This window comes from Streptomyces sp. Z423-1, from assembly GCF_013009255.1.
GTDB lineage: Bacteria > Actinomycetota > Actinomycetes > Streptomycetales > Streptomycetaceae > Streptomyces > Streptomyces gossypiisoli.
The window spans coordinates 4,987,501-5,001,523 of the sequence record NZ_CP053109.1 but is presented as its reverse complement, the minus strand read 5'-3'; the positions used below and the strand labels follow the sequence as shown (position 1 = coordinate 5,001,523).

At 67.5% G+C, this 14,023-nt stretch carries 10 protein-coding genes, 2 rRNA genes and 1 pseudogene (1 of these 13 cut by a window edge); 9 read left to right on the top strand and 4 right to left on the bottom strand.

The annotated features are described in order from the left end of the window. Nucleotides 1–4: 4 nt before the first annotated feature. Nucleotides 5–1,393 (top strand): DUF6177 family protein, encoded by a 1,389-nt coding sequence (locus HJD23_RS22330; protein ID WP_171117954.1) that lies wholly within the window; start codon nucleotides 5–7, stop codon nucleotides 1,391–1,393. 82 nt (nucleotides 1,394–1,475) lie between these two features. Here the strand turns inward: HJD23_RS22330 and HJD23_RS22325 are convergent, their stop codons facing one another. Continuing rightward, entirely contained in the window at nucleotides 1,476–2,408 is a 933-nt protein-coding gene (locus HJD23_RS22325; RefSeq protein WP_171117953.1) for an oxidoreductase, read from the bottom strand. A gap of 90 nt (nucleotides 2,409–2,498) precedes the next feature. On the opposite strand from HJD23_RS22325, the gene HJD23_RS22320 reads away from it, so the two are divergent. From HJD23_RS22320 to HJD23_RS22290, 7 genes are all read left to right on the top strand, one after another. After that, entirely contained in the window at nucleotides 2,499–3,101 is a 603-nt protein-coding gene (locus HJD23_RS22320) for a TetR/AcrR family transcriptional regulator (RefSeq protein WP_171117951.1), read from the top strand. A gap of 322 nt (nucleotides 3,102–3,423) precedes the next feature. Further along, a complete protein-coding gene (locus HJD23_RS22315; RefSeq protein WP_006136301.1) occupies nucleotides 3,424–3,732 on the top strand; it encodes a hypothetical protein in 309 nt (102 codons plus the stop codon). A 207-nt stretch (nucleotides 3,733–3,939) separates the two neighbouring features. After that, nucleotides 3,940–4,758: a hypothetical protein gene (locus HJD23_RS22310; protein WP_171117949.1), complete on the top strand. Its 819-nt coding sequence runs from the start codon at nucleotides 3,940–3,942 to the stop codon at nucleotides 4,756–4,758. Further along, entirely contained in the window at nucleotides 4,748–6,082 is a 1,335-nt protein-coding gene (locus HJD23_RS22305; RefSeq protein ID WP_171117947.1) for a hypothetical protein, read from the top strand. The genes HJD23_RS22310 and HJD23_RS22305 overlap by 11 nt, the downstream gene beginning before the upstream one ends. After that, nucleotides 6,079–7,635 (top strand): SCO6880 family protein, encoded by a 1,557-nt coding sequence (locus tag HJD23_RS22300; RefSeq protein ID WP_171117946.1) that lies wholly within the window; start codon nucleotides 6,079–6,081, stop codon nucleotides 7,633–7,635. The genes HJD23_RS22305 and HJD23_RS22300 overlap by 4 nt, the downstream gene beginning before the upstream one ends. A gap of 14 nt (nucleotides 7,636–7,649) precedes the next feature. Continuing rightward, nucleotides 7,650–9,059: an ATP-binding protein gene (locus tag HJD23_RS22295; RefSeq protein ID WP_171117944.1), complete on the top strand. Its 1,410-nt coding sequence runs from the start codon at nucleotides 7,650–7,652 to the stop codon at nucleotides 9,057–9,059. Nucleotides 9,060–9,081: 22 nt separating this feature from the next. Then, nucleotides 9,082–10,548 (top strand): type VI secretion protein, encoded by a 1,467-nt coding sequence (locus tag HJD23_RS22290; protein WP_171117942.1) that lies wholly within the window; start codon nucleotides 9,082–9,084, stop codon nucleotides 10,546–10,548. Between the two features lie 2 nt (nucleotides 10,549–10,550). Here the strand turns inward: HJD23_RS22290 and HJD23_RS22285 are convergent, their stop codons facing one another. Continuing rightward, nucleotides 10,551–11,114 carry a GNAT family N-acetyltransferase gene (locus HJD23_RS22285; RefSeq protein WP_171117939.1) on the bottom strand — a complete coding sequence of 188 codons (564 nt, stop codon included), beginning with the start codon at nucleotides 11,112–11,114 and terminating at the stop codon, nucleotides 10,551–10,553. A gap of 93 nt (nucleotides 11,115–11,207) precedes the next feature. On the opposite strand from HJD23_RS22285, the pseudogene HJD23_RS44010 reads away from it, so the two are divergent. Then, nucleotides 11,208–11,306 (top strand): annotated as a pseudogene (locus HJD23_RS44010) (ABC transporter ATP-binding protein); the annotation flags it as partial. A 235-nt stretch (nucleotides 11,307–11,541) separates the two neighbouring features. Here the strand turns inward: HJD23_RS44010 and rrf are convergent. After that, nucleotides 11,542–11,658 (bottom strand): 5S ribosomal RNA (rrf, locus tag HJD23_RS22280). An 85-nt stretch (nucleotides 11,659–11,743) separates the two neighbouring features. Further along, a 23S ribosomal RNA gene (locus HJD23_RS22275) occupies nucleotides 11,744–14,023 on the bottom strand; it runs 819 nt beyond the window's last position.

Below are 14,023 nucleotides of genomic sequence, written 5' to 3'. Positions count from 1 at the left end.
CCACATGACCCAGGACGTCATCGCCCTCACCCCGCAGATGCCGGACATCAAGACCCTGCTGGCCGCACTGCACGCCGGAGGCCCCGACCTGCGTGTGAACCAGGCAGGCGGCGGTGCCGTCGCACAGCTGTGCACGGACGACGGGCAACCCCTGGTGTCGGTCGAGGCACCTCGCTACCTCCAGGTCCCCGGTGAGGCGGAGCGGTTGCTGGGGCCGACTGCCCGGGCGAACGGGCCGGTGTGGTGGACCGAGGCGAGGGCGATCACAGGGACCGAGGAGGCCGGACGGCTGGCCGGGTCCATAGCCGGGCGGCTGGCGACCGTACTCGGCGGCACCACGTGGCCACGCGAGGCCGCCCACACCGATGTCGTAACCGTCCCCGCCGGCGGTGACGCGGCCGCCGCTCCGGCTGGCGTAGACGTGCTCACCGAAAAGGCCGCCGTCGTACTCCAGGACCGCCCGCTCGTGGCCGCCACGACCTGGCTGACCGACGTCGTGCGCACCACCCTCCAGACCGGGCGTGAACTGCACATCGTCACCCCGCCCGGCACCCGGCTCACCCTGCCCGCACGCACCGTTCTGGAGCGCATTCCCGCACGCTGGGTCATGCGCGACCTCGACTGCGGCTACTACGACGGACTCACCGGAGCCGTACTGCACTGGCACGACGGGCACTTCACCCCCGTGGGTGGCAACACACCCCGGATCGCGAACGCCTTCCAGCCACCGCCCGCTCCCAGCGGCGAACGGCAGCTCCACCTGTCCCTCCGCACCATCCACCGCACCGACGAGCACCTCCTCCTCGGCGGTGCACTGGGACACGCGTGGCAGACCCTCACCGGAGCGCCACCCGCAGGATGGGCCAGTGCGGAACCCGTCAATGTCCCCTGGTCACCAAGACAGCTGACCGAGCTCGCCCGCACACGCGCCCGCCAGTCCATGCCCACCTGGCTGGTCGTCGTAGGCGCCCCCGACCGCGCGGCGATCGCCACCCTGCGCGTCGTCCGCACCCGCCTCGGCGTCGAAGAGCACATCTCCATGGCCCTCGGCTACACCCCCGGCGAAACGATCCCGGTGGATTCCCTGCCTGAGGTCGCGGAGACACTCGCGGCCGACCACAACCTGGCCACCATGATCACCGAACTGCGCACCGCCCGAGCCGACCTGACGGTGCCCGCCCACCACGAACCGCCGCCGATCCCTCTCTCCCTCACCCTCGGCGCCGACGCCGTGGCCGACCTCGGCACAGTCCACGCCCGCAACGCCCTACCCGATGCCGCGCCCCTCCAGCTCGGCCCAGCCGCCCGCCCTGCCCTGCACTACCCACTCGGCACCGGCGACGATCCAGCCGCGTGGCAGCGCCTGCGGGAGCTCGACGCCCGACTGAAATAAACGAGCGCCAAAGAGTGACGGGGCGCCCTTCAAACAGCGGCGCGGATGCCGCTCGCCCGATGTGACGTGGCCGTCTCCTTCCTCACGCCCGCGTGGCGTCCGTCAGCGGAAGCGGAAGCGGAAAACTCACGCCCGTCAGTTCCTCGGAAGCCGCCCAAAGCCGACGAGCCGCCGCCGGATCGCTCGCCGCTGCCGAGCGGCCCACCAGCGTGGGGGCGCCGCGCATTTCGCCGAGGCCGTCCGGGCCCACGAAGCTCGCGCCCGGTAGGTCCATGACCGCCGCGTACAGGGTCGGCAGCGCGCCGGCCTTGTCGTCCTGGGCGTAGAACTTGTTGCCGAGCTGCATCACGGCACGGGACACAGGGTTGGCCGCGTGGCTCTGCAGGTTGGTGGCCGCGTAGCCGGGGTGGGCGGCGAGGGCGCGGACCCGTGAGCCGGTCTCGGTCAGCCGGCGCTGGAGTTCCAGGGTGAACAGGAGGTTCGCCAGCTTGGACTGGGCGTAGGCGCGGACCGGGGTGTACCCCTTCGTCAGGTTCAGGTCGTCGAAGTCGATGACACCGGCGCCGAAGCGATGGGCGCCCGACGACACGGTCACGACGCGGTCGGTGACGTACGGCAGCAGCAGGTTCGTCAGCGCGAAGTGGCCGAGATGGTTGGTGCCGAACTGCATCTCGAAGCCGTCCTTGGTCCGCCGCTCGGGCAGCATCATCACGCCCGCGTTGTTGATCAGCAGGTCCAGCGGACGGTCACCCCACTCCTGCGCGAACTCCCGCACCGACGCCAGGTCCGCGAGGTCGAGCCGCCGGACCTCCGTACTGCCGCGCACGGTCGCGGCCGCCGTCCGCCCGCGCTGCGGGTCCCGTACCGCGAAGACGACATGCGCCCCCGCACCCGCCAGCGCATCCGCGGCGGCGAGGCCGATACCGCTGTTGGCGCCGGTGACGACCGCCGTCCGACCGGTGAGGTCGGGAAGACGGCTCACGTTCCACTTGCTCGCGTTCCTCTTGGTAGCCATGAGCCCCAATGTAGGCATCGACAACAATGCTGTCAATGACAACAAAGGTGCCAACGCCAACAAAGCTGACGTCGTCAACATCGCGATACGATGATGCGCATGCCCGAGACCCGCCCCTACCACCACGGAGACCTGCGCGCCGCCCTGCTCGCCGGAGCGGAACGCACCCTGCGGGCGAAGGGCGCCACCGCACTGTCCCTGCGGGAACTCGCCCGCGAGACCGGGGTCAGCCATGCCGCCCCCGGCCGGCACTTCAAGGACAAGCAGGCCCTGCTCGACGCCCTCGCCCTCGCCGGCTTCGAGCGCCTGACCCAGACCCTGGACACCGCGGACGACCCCGCCCTGCCCTTCGAGGAGCGGCTCACCGCGCTCGCACGCGCCTACCTCGGCTTCGCCATCGACAACGCCGCGCTCCTGGAGCTCATGTACGCCCGCAAGCACGACCCGGACGTCTCCGAGCAGCTCGTCGCCGCCGTGGAACGCACGACCACGCCCTTCCTCCGCCTGATCGCGGACGCCCAGCAGCGCGGCGAGATCGTCGAGGGCGACCCGGAGCGCATCACCCTCGTCGCGGGCGCCAGCCTGCACGGCATCGCGGCCTTCACCGCCAACGGCACGTTCCCGCCCCAGGTCGCCCTCGACAGCATCGGCGAACTCGTCCACCACCTGCTCCACGGCCTGCGCCCCCGCTGACCCCTCGTCACCACCCCGCGTCACTACGGCGATAGCCTTCACCCCGGAGAACCGAGACCCGGAAAACCCGGAGACCCCGGAGAACATGGGTCAGGCCGTAATGCGGCTCAACGACGGCACCACACCACAGGTTCCGCTCCCACTTCGTTGCCCGGCGTGACCTGCCGTGATACACACAGTGACGGTACGAGGTATTCGCACGAAACTCGCCAAGCAATGACGCCAAGTCGACATACGACGGCGCCGTTGTCGGCGAGAATGAGGCCTGACCTCTGCGCACCGCAGGGGACTGCGGAACTACCCAACAGGGGCGGTGACTTACATGCTCTTTGCGGCCGACGAAGGAGACATCAACACCATCATCGGCGGGATCGCTCCGGACTGGGGCCCCTTCGGCAGCCTGGGCAACGAGGCCAAGGTGATGATCGAGGTGGTCATGGCGGTCGCCATCCTCATCTGCCTCGGCATCGCCATCTGGGGCGCGGCCAAGCAGCGCATCGGCGCGACGGCCCTGAGGGACACCTTCAGCGCGGAACAGGGCAAGGGCCTCATCATCGCGGGCCTCACCGGAGTCTTCATCATCGGCTCCCTCGGCACGCTGTTCACCATCGTGTACGGCATGGCGGTGTAAGACCGCACCACGTCCTCTCCGGGCGCGCCCGGTCCCCCTACCCCACCCGCCCGTCGTGCCCACCGGCTGAGGTTGCGTTTCCCCCATGTCCCTGATGTCGAGTCATCACACCGCGCCCGCGCGGGAACCATCGCGGCTACCGTCGTACATCTACACGGTCGTTCGGTTCGACGGTCTCCGCTACGACATCGAGGGGGCGGGCGCGGCATGAGTCCCGGGGACGAACACGAGGCCTCCGGCGGTTACGCCGGCACCGGGCACACGCGTACCCGGCTGCCGGACGTTGAACCGTACGGCGCCCGTCGCACCCGCAGCTCCTCCCGGAGCCTGGTCACCGTGGTCGGCGTGGTGGTCCTCCTGATCGCCGCGATCGCATTCGCCAACCGCGGCGGAGACGACTCCACGTCAACGGAGGGGAACGGTTCGGCACCCCAGGCGGCCCCCACGGCGGCGAGCGGCGAACGGCCGGTGGAGACCAAGTCGGCGGGGATTCCCTCGGGGTTCGCCCATGACCGGCAAGGAGTGGAGAGTGCGGCGGCGAACTATGCGGTGGTGCTGGTTTCTGCCGACTTCCTCAAACCCGTCCGGCGTACCGAAATCGTCCAGCAGGTCTTCGTCGCCGACAAGCGGGCCGCCCTGCAGGCCAGGTTCAACCAGACGTATTCCAAGGAGTTCCTGAAGAGCGTCGGGCTGGACCAGAAAGGCAACGCGACCGCGGGCAGCACCTACGTCTCGCGCACCATGCCGGTCGGTACCAAGGTCACGGACTACTCGGACACCGACGCAACGGTCGAGGTCTGGTGCACGGGAGTGTTCGGCACCACAGGTGAGCGCTCGACCAACCCGGTCACCAGCGACTGGTTCACCATGACCCTTCAGCTGCGCTGGACGGACGGTGACTGGAAGATCGAGAGCTTCTCCCAGAAGGACGGCCCCGCGCCCGTTCCCGGTGACGACAAGGCGTCCAGCGCCGACGAGATGGCGAAGGCCGTCGAGGAGTACGGAGGCTTCACTTATGCCCGGTAGTCAGCGCCGCGCGCTCAAGGTCGCCGCCACCGTCACCGCCGTACAGACCGCCGTTGTCCTGCTGGCCACACGGGCCGTCGCGGCACCCACCCCCACGCCCACGCCCACACCGTCCAACGACAACTGCGACCTCCTGTCGGGCCAGGCCCGGGAGTTGTGCGAAAGCGATACGGGCGCCGACAACAGCGGCCCCGGTCCCTCCCTCGACCCCACCACCCCCCTCGACCCCCTCTCCTCCCTCGCCAAGGGCTGCGCAGACGCCGCCTCCTGGACCATCGACAAGCTCAGCGCGGCCGTGCAGGACACCGCGAACGTCGACTTCACCAACGACAGGTTCCTCCAGCAGTACGCAGTCGTCTTCGCCGCGTCCACGATCCTCACCCTCCTCCTCTGGCTCCTGGCCGTGGCCAAGCGAGCCGTCAGAGGCGTCCCCCTCACCACCGCCATCGGCGAAGCCATCGGCTTCCTCTGGCTCACCGTCCTGGCCTCCGCCTTCACCCCCCTGATCCTCTACACGGTCGTCTCCGCCACCGACGGCGTCTCCGACGTCCTCGCGAAGGCCACCGGCGACCAGACGGACGCATTCTTCGGCAACTTCTCCGGCGCCCTGGCGAAGGGCGAGGACATCGGCGGCGGCCCGATCATGCTGATCGTCGTCTCCCTGGTCTCCATCCTCGCCGCCGGTGTGCTGTGGCTGGAGCTGGTCATCAGGGCCGCGCTGCTCTACGTCGGCGCACTGCTCGGCACCGTCGTCTACGCCGGCCTGGTCGACAAGAACCTGTGGGGCCACGTCCGCCGCTGGGCCGGCATCATGATCGCGGTGATCCTGGTCAAGCCGGTCATCGTCATCGTCCTCGGACTCGCCGGTGCGCTCAGCGCCGACGACGGCCCCGACGCCTTCTCCGCCGTCGTCTCCGGCCTCGCGATCATCCTGCTCGCCATCTTCGCGTCCGCGATGATCTACCGCTTCGTCCCCGGCTTCGGCGACGAGATCGCCGGCTCCCGCAACAACCGCATCATGCAGAGCGCCGAGGGCAAGGCCGCCGCGGTCATCAGCTCCCCCGCCACCCTGGTCGCGCAGGGCATCAAGACCCACAGCACCCGCGCGGACAGCAACGGCGGCCAGTCCGCGAACACGGCACCCCGCCCCGCCAACCAGGCCTCCGGCGGCGTCGCCGCGCACAGCTCCCGCCCCTCAACCGGTGGCGGCGGATCTGTCCCCTCCGCCGCACCCGCGCCCCGCTCGTCCAGCCCGGTCAACTCGCCGCACGCCAGTAACACACGCAACAGCAGTAGCCATCGCTCAGGAGGTGACGGGCGTTGACGACCGAGTCCCATCTGTCCCATCCGGTCACGCCCCGCCGTACATATCTGATCGGCCGCGCCCGGCCGAACGCGATCGTCGGCCGCAACCGCGAGACCGGTGAGATCGCGTTGATCATCGCGGGCGCGTTCCTCGGCATGATGTGCGGTCTCCTCGTCCCCGTGCTGTCCCTGCGGATCGTCCTGCTCATGGGCTTCCCGCTGCTCGCGCTGGCCGCGGTCTACGTGCCGTACAAGCACCGCACGATCTACAAGTGGTTCGAGATCAACCGCAGCTACAAGCGCACCGTCCGCCGCAACGCCACCTACCGTTCCGTCGCCATGGAGGCGGGCACGCGGCTGGACGGGCGCGAGGTCGAGATCGGCCCGCCCCCCGGCATCGGCCGCATCACCTGGCTCGCCGCCCCCTTCGGCCCCGACGAGATCGCCGTACTGCTGCACGCGGACCGCAAGACCGTCACCGCCGCCATCGAGATCGAGGGCCCCGGCGTCGGCCTGCGCGACAGCGAGGACCAGGAAGCCCTCGTCGACCGCTTCGGCACCCTCCTCAAGCACGTGGCGAACGGCGACGGCTTCGTCACCCGGCTGCAGATGCTCGCCCGCACCCTCCCCGCCGACCCGGACGCGCACGCCAAGGACGTCGCCGTACGCGGCGACGACCGCGCACCGGCGTGGCTGCAGCAGTCGTACGACCAGCTCCAGTCGATGGTGTCGACGAGCAGCGAACAGCACCGCGCGTACCTCGTCGCCTGCATGCACTACAACCGCGAACTCGCCGCCGAGGCCCACGCCATGGCCCGCGCGGCCCGACCGCACGGCGGCAAGGTGGACCGCGACGCCGGTCTCGCGGTCGTCATGGCCCGCGAGCTGACCGACATCTGCTCCCGGCTGCAGGAGGCCGACATCCGCGTACGCCAGCCCCTCGGCCAGGGCCGGCTCGCCTCGCTCATCCACTCCATGTACGACCCGGACCACCCGATCGACCACATCCAGGCGATGACGAAACGCAACGCCTGGCCGGCCGAGCTGGACGCCACGGAGCCCACGTTCCTCCAGGCGAAGACCCGGGAGTCCTCGACCCGCGCGCCGTGGTGCCACGCCACCGCCTGGGTCAAGGAGTGGCCGATGACCCCCGTCGGCGTCAACTTCCTGGCTCCCCTCCTCGTCCACACCCCGGACGTCATCCGAACGGTCGCCGTCACGATGGATCTCGAACCCACCGAGGTAGCCATCGAACGTATGTTGACCGAGAAGACGAACGACGAGGCCGAGGCCTCCCGCGCCGCCAAGATGAACCGCACCGTCGACCCCCGCGACATCGCCGCCCACAACCGCCTCGACCAGCGCGGCGAGGACCTCGCGAGCGGCGCCGCCGGCGTCAACCTGGTCGGCTACATCACCGTCTCCTCCCGCTCCCCGGAGGCACTGGCCCGCGACAAGCGCACGATAAGGGCGTCGGCCGGAAAGTCGTATCTGAAGCTGGAGTGGTGCGACCGCGAGCACCACCGGGCCTTCGTGAACACGCTCCCGTTCGCCACCGGAATCCGAAGGTAGGGGTTGATGCCCTGATGCGGGACCCGCTCTCCGCCATCACCGAAGCCTTCACGTCCTTCCTGTTCGGGAAGGTGGAGACCACCCGGCTGCCGGTGCGCACCTCCACGGGCCAGGCCCAGGCCGTCTACCTGCCCACCGCCGCCCCCGGCCTCGGCGACTCCGGCGTCATCATCGGCCGCGAGGTGTACTCCGGCAAGGGCTACATCTACGACCCCTTCCAGCTGTACGGCCAGCAGCTCCCGGCCCCGCACTGGCTGGTCCTCGGCGAGTCCGGCAACGGCAAGTCGGCTCTCGAGAAGACGTACGTCCTGCGCCAGCTCCGCTTCCGCGACCGCCAGGTCGTCGTCCTCGACGCCCAGGGCGAGGACGGCGTCGGCGAGTGGAACCTCATCGCCCAGGAGCTGGGGATAACACCCATCCGCCTGGACCCGATGGCCGCCCTGGACCACGGCATCCGCCTGAACCCGCTGGACCCCGCGATCACGACCACCGGCCAGCTGGCCCTCCTGCGGACCATCATCGAGGTCGCGATGGGGCACGGGCTGGACGAGCGTTCCGGCTTCGCCCTGAAGGTCGCGCACGCCTACGTCAACGAGACGATCGTCGAGCGGCAACCGGTCCTTTCGGACATCGTGGAGCAGCTACGGCACCCCGAGCCGGAGTCGGCCGAGTCGATGAACGTCGACCTGGACGACGTACGGGCCTGGGGCCTGGACGTGGCGCTGGTCCTGGACCGTCTGGTCGACGGTGACCTGAGGGGCATGTTCGACGGCCCCACGACGGTCGGCATCGACCTCGACGCCCCGCTCATCGTCTTCGACCTCTCCCACATCGACCGCAACTCCATCGCCATGCCGATCCTGATGGCGATCGTCGGCGTCTGGCTGGAACACACCTGGATCCGCCCCGACCGGAAGAAGCGCATCTTCCTGGTCGAGGAGGCCTGGCACATCATCAACAGCCCGTTCGTGGCACAGCTGTTCCAGCGGCTGCTGAAGTTCGGCCGACGGCTGGGTCTGTCGTTCGTGGCCGTGGTCCACCACCTGTCCGACGTCGTCGACGGCGCGGCGGCGAAGGAGGCCGCGGCGATCCTGAAGATGGCGTCGACCAGGACGATCTACGCCCAGAAGGCGGACGAGGCGCGGGCCACCGGCCGGGTGCTGGGTTTGCCGAGGTGGGCGGTGGAAATCATCCCCACGCTGACACCGGGCATCGCGGTGTGGGACGTCAACGGCAACGTCCAGGTCGTCAAACACCTGGTCACGGAGACGGAACGCCCCCTGGTCTTCACCGACCGCGCGATGACCGAGTCCGCCTCCGACCTCACCGACGACGCCCTGCGCGCCGCCGAGTTGGAGGCGGAGGAACGGGCGGCGGCGTTCATGGAACAGCACCTCGGCGACTCCGAGTCGACGGTGGCGTAAGACGGTGGCGTAAGGGGACGGCGTGAGAGCGGACGACCACCGGCGGGACGCCCAGGGCGGCATCCCCGACGGCCTGCTGATCGGCATACTCGCGTTTCTGCTCGGCATGACCCTGCTGGTCTGGTCGGCCACGGGCCTGGCGGGCTGGTTCGCGCACGGGGCATGGCCGCAGGGCGTGACGTTCACCCGTACGCCCCTGGCCATGCGCCACCTCATCGCCGAGCCGCACGACATCACCGGCGCCTGGCCGCACACCCCGGGAGCACAGCTCTCGGGGTACGGGCTGTTCTGGGGGCTGTTCATCGGCCAGTTGATGGTGCTGTTCGTGCTGACCATGTTCGTGATGGGGACGGTGGCGCGGTGGAGGGCGGGGCGGGTGAACCGCCGGGCGGCCGCGAAGCAGGCACCGGCTCCTGAGCCGGCCGCCTCCCACGAGGTCCCGACGCGGAGGAGCCCGCAGCCCACGGAGGCGAAGCCCGGAGAACCGGAAACGGAACCACTCCGCGCGAGCGAACCGGAGCAGGAGCCCCCCGCCTCCCTGTTCGGCGGTGAACGGGTGGGCGGTTGGGAAAAAGTCCTCATCACGACCAGGGAAAGCCGCCGAACAACCGCAGCCGAGGCAATCCGAGACGCGGACGGCCCCACCCTCATCGTCACCTCGAACCCCACCCTCTGGCAGGAGACAAAAGACGCCCGATCAAAGCTGGGCCCAGTCCTCCTCTACGACCCCACCCACACCTGCGACACCCCCGCCCGCCTCCACTGGTCCCCCACCACCCACTGCGAGGACAAACAAACGGCGACAGCAAGAGCCGCCGCTCTCCTCACCCCGGTCCGCCCCACCTCCCGGCTCGACCAAGCGGTCAGCGACACCGCCGAAACCCTCCTGCGCAGCTACCTCCACGCCGCGGCCCTGGACAACCGCACCATCCGCCACGTCCACCGCTGGTCCCAGGGCACCCAGATCCAGGAAGCGGTACGAGTCCTGCGCACCCACCCCAAGGCAGCCCCCGGCGCCGCGGGCGAACTCGAAGCGGCCCTCACGGCACACCCCGACCGCCGCGACATGGCCCACGAGCTGACCGCCCGCGCCCTGTCCGCGTTGTTCACGGTCAACATCCGCGAGTCCTGCACCGCCAACCGACCCGACACCCTCGCCCTGGATTCCTTCATCGACGAAGGGGGCACGCTTTATGTGGTAGGTGAATCCATCGAGGACCCCCGGACCAACCCGGGCGCGATGCCCCTGCTCACCGCGCTCGTGTCCAGCGTGGTCGAGCGCGGCCGGCGCATGGCCGAACGGTCATCCTCCGGTCGCCTCGACCCACCACTCACCCTCGTCCTCGACGACGTCGCGGCAGTGGCCCCCATCCCCCAACTCCCCTGGCTGCTGGCCTCCGGAGCCGACCACGGCCTGCCCACGCTGGCCCTGCTCCGCTCCCGCGAACAGGCCCGCACCCGCTGGCCGCACGACGAACTGCCGGTCTGACGTCACCCTCGTTCGACGACGAACTCCCGCTCAAGGACGCCCGGTTGCCCGGCCAGCGGCACAGTCACCCCACTCGCCTCGAACCCCACCTTCCGGTAGAAGGCCTGCGCCCGCCCGTTCTCCTCGTGCACGATGAGCCGCACCCGCTCCAGCCCCCGCGCCCAGCACCACTCCAGCGCCTCGTCGAAGAGCAGCTCGGTCAGCCCGCACCCCCGATGCTCGGGCCGCATGTACACACCCACCACATGCCCCTGCCGCCGCTCGACGGGCAACCCGGCCCAGTCCGTCGTACCCGGCTCCTCGACCAGCACGGTCAGCGTCCCGACCAACGCCCCGTCCGGCCCCTCGGCGACAACTTGCTGAGCCCCGGCCGCCCCCTCCGCGGCCCGCTCCGCCCGCTCCCGCCAGTACGACTCCGGCCGGGCCACGGCCTCCTCGTACGTCTCGAAAAAGGCAATTCGCGCCACCGGATCCCGCAACGCGGCAAGCCGCAGCTCCCGCGCCGCCGACCACTCCTCGGCACGCAGAGACCGTACGACGTACCGCTCTTCGGCACTGATGCTCATGGTCCCCACCGTAGTACCCGAGTACTACGCCCCTCCCCCGAATGCTGCCCACGGTCCGACGCCCCGGGCCCCCGCACGGCCGACGATCGAACCATGATTACGGCCCAGCACCTCACCAAACGCTACGGCGACAAAACCGCCGTCACCGACCTGTCCTTCACCGCCTGCCCATGCACCGTCACGGGCTTCCTCCTTGACGAGTACGCCCAGCCCGAGGAACTCCCTCGCCGGCATCCGCGCGGTCGCCACGGGCGACGCGGTGGTGGCCACGAGCCTCACCCGGCGCCCCTGGACGCATACCCCCACCACCTCCGGCCCCACGAAACCCGTAGGGGCCGGACCCTCGCCTCGCTCCCCTCACGGACCGAAGGGCCTTGAAACGCAGAAAGCCCCCGCATCATCCGATGCGGGGGCTTTCCCAAAAATTGTTCGGCGGCGTCCTACTCTCCCACAGGGTCCCCCCTGCAGTACCATCGGCGCTGTAAGGCTTAGCTTCCGGGTTCGGAATGTAACCGGGCGTTTCCCTCACGCTATGACCACCGAAACACTATGAAACTGTCCAGCCGGACCACCCTCACGGGGCGGGACTGTTCGTGGTTTCAGAACCAACACAGTGGACGCGAGCAACTGAGGACAAGCCCTCGGCCTATTAGTACCGGTCAACTCCACACGTTACCGTGCTTCCATATCCGGCCTATCAACCCAGTCGTCTACTGGGAGCCTTACCCTCTTAAAGAGGTGGGAGTCCTCATCTCGAAGCAGGCTTCCCGCTTAGATGCTTTCAGCGGTTATCCCTCCCGAACGTAGCCAACCAGCCATGCCCTTGGCAGAACAACTGGCACACCAGAGGTTCGTCCGTCCCGGTCCTCTCGTACTAGGGACAGCCCTTCTCAAGACTCCTACGCGCACAGCGGATAGGGACCGAACTGTCTCACGACGTTCTAAACCCAGCTCGCGTACCGCTTTAATGGGCGAACAGCCCAACCCTTGGGACCGACTCCAGCCCCAGGATGCGACGAGCCGACATCGAGGTGCCAAACCATCCCGTCGATATGGACTCTTGGGGAAGATCAGCCTGTTATCCCCGGGGTACCTTTTATCCGTTGAGCGACGGCGCTTCCACAAGCCACCGCCGGATCACTAGTCCCGACTTTCGTCCCTGCTCGACCCGTCGGTCTCACAGTCAAGCTCCCTTGTGCACTTACACTCAACACCTGATTGCCAACCAGGCTGAGGGAACCTTTGGGCGCCTCCGTTACCCTTTAGGAGGCAACCGCCCCAGTTAAACTACCCATCAGACACTGTCCCTGATCCGGATCACGGACCCAGGTTAGACATCCAGCACGACCAGACTGGTATTTCAACGACGACTCCCACCATACTGGCGTATGGCTTTCACAGTCTCCCAGCTATCCTACACAAGCCGAACCGAACACCAATATCAAACTGTAGTAAAGGTCCGGGTCTTTCCGTCCTGCTGCGCGAAACGAGCATCTTTACTCGTAGTGCAATTTCACCGGGCCTATGGTTGAGACAGTCGAGAAGTCGTTACGCCATTCGTGCAGGTCGGAACTTACCCGACAAGGAATTTCGCTACCTTAGGATGGTTATAGTTACCACCGCCGTTTACTGGCGCTTAAGTTCTCAGCTTCGCCCCACCGAAATGGAGCTAACCGGTCCCCTTAACGTTCCAGCACCGGGCAGGCGTCAGTCCGTATACATCGCCTTACGGCTTCGCACGGACCTGTGTTTTTAGTAAACAGTCGCTTCTCGCTGGTCTCTGCGGCCACCCCAGCTCAAGCAGCAAGTGCTCTCACCGGATGTGGCCCCCTTCTCCCGAAGTTACGGGGCATTTTGCCGAGTTCCTTAACCATAGTTCACCCGAACGCCTCGGTATTCTCTACCTGACCACCTGAGTCGGTTTAGGGTACGGGCCGCCATGAAACTCGCTAGAGGCTTTTCTCGACAGCATAGGATCATCCACTTCACCACAATCGGCTCGGCATCAGGTCTCAGCCACAAGTGCGACGGATTTACCTATCGCACGGCCTACACCCTTACCCCGGGACAACCACCGCCCGGGATGGACTACCTTCCTGCGTCACCCCATCACTCACCTACTACCAGCTCGGGTCACCGGCTCCACCACTCCCACCCACAGCAAAGCTGACGGCTTCACGGGCTTAGCATCACTGGATTCGATGTTTGACGCTTCACAGCGGGTACCGGAATATCAACCGGTTATCCATCGACTACGCCTGTCGGCCTCGCCTTAGGTCCCGACTTACCCTGGGCAGATCAGCTTGACCCAGGAACCCTTAGTCAATCGGCGCAAACGTTTCTCACGTTTGTATCGCTACTCATGCCTGCATTCTCACTCGTCAACCGTCCACAACTACCTTCCGGTGCTGCTTCACCCGGCAGACGACGCTCCCTACCCATCACAGCGGGCGTTGGCCTCATGCTGCAATGACACGACTTCGGCGGTACGCTTGAGCCCCGCTACATTGTCGGCGCGGAATCACTTGACCAGTGAGCTATTACGCACTCTTTCAAGGGTGGCTGCTTCTAAGCCAACCTCCTGGTTGTCTGTGCGACTCCACATCCTTTCCCACTTAGCGTACGCTTAGGGGCCTTAGTCGATGCTCTGGGCTGTTTCCCTCTCGACCATGGAGCTTATCCCCCACAGTCTCACTGCCGCGCTCTCACTTACCGGCATTCGGAGTTTGGCTAAGGTCAGTAACCCGGTAGGGCCCATCGCCTATCCAGTGCTCTACCTCCGGCAAGAAACACACGACGCTGCACCTAAATGCATTTCGGGGAGAACCAGCTATCACGGAGTTTGATTGGCCTTTCACCCCTAACCACAGGTCATCCCCCAGGTTTTCAACCCTGGTGGGTTCGGTCCT

Bases quoted from the DNA above. Each gene is read 5' to 3' on its own strand.
- HJD23_RS22330 (WP_171117954.1), top strand. From the start codon at position 5: ATGACCCAGGACGTCATCGCCCTCACCCCGCAGATGCCGGACATCAAG.
- HJD23_RS22325 (WP_171117953.1), bottom strand. From the start codon at position 2,408: ATGGCTACCAAGAGGAACGCGAGCAAGTGGAACGTGAGCCGTCTTCCC.
- HJD23_RS22320 (WP_171117951.1), top strand. From the start codon at position 2,499: ATGATGCGCATGCCCGAGACCCGCCCCTACCACCACGGAGACCTGCGC.
- HJD23_RS22315 (WP_006136301.1), top strand. From the start codon at position 3,424: ATGCTCTTTGCGGCCGACGAAGGAGACATCAACACCATCATCGGCGGG.
- HJD23_RS22310 (WP_171117949.1), top strand. From the start codon at position 3,940: ATGAGTCCCGGGGACGAACACGAGGCCTCCGGCGGTTACGCCGGCACC.
- HJD23_RS22305 (WP_171117947.1), top strand. From the start codon at position 4,748: ATGCCCGGTAGTCAGCGCCGCGCGCTCAAGGTCGCCGCCACCGTCACC.
- HJD23_RS22295 (WP_171117944.1), top strand. From the start codon at position 7,650: ATGCGGGACCCGCTCTCCGCCATCACCGAAGCCTTCACGTCCTTCCTG.
- HJD23_RS22285 (WP_171117939.1), bottom strand. From the start codon at position 11,114: ATGAGCATCAGTGCCGAAGAGCGGTACGTCGTACGGTCTCTGCGTGCC.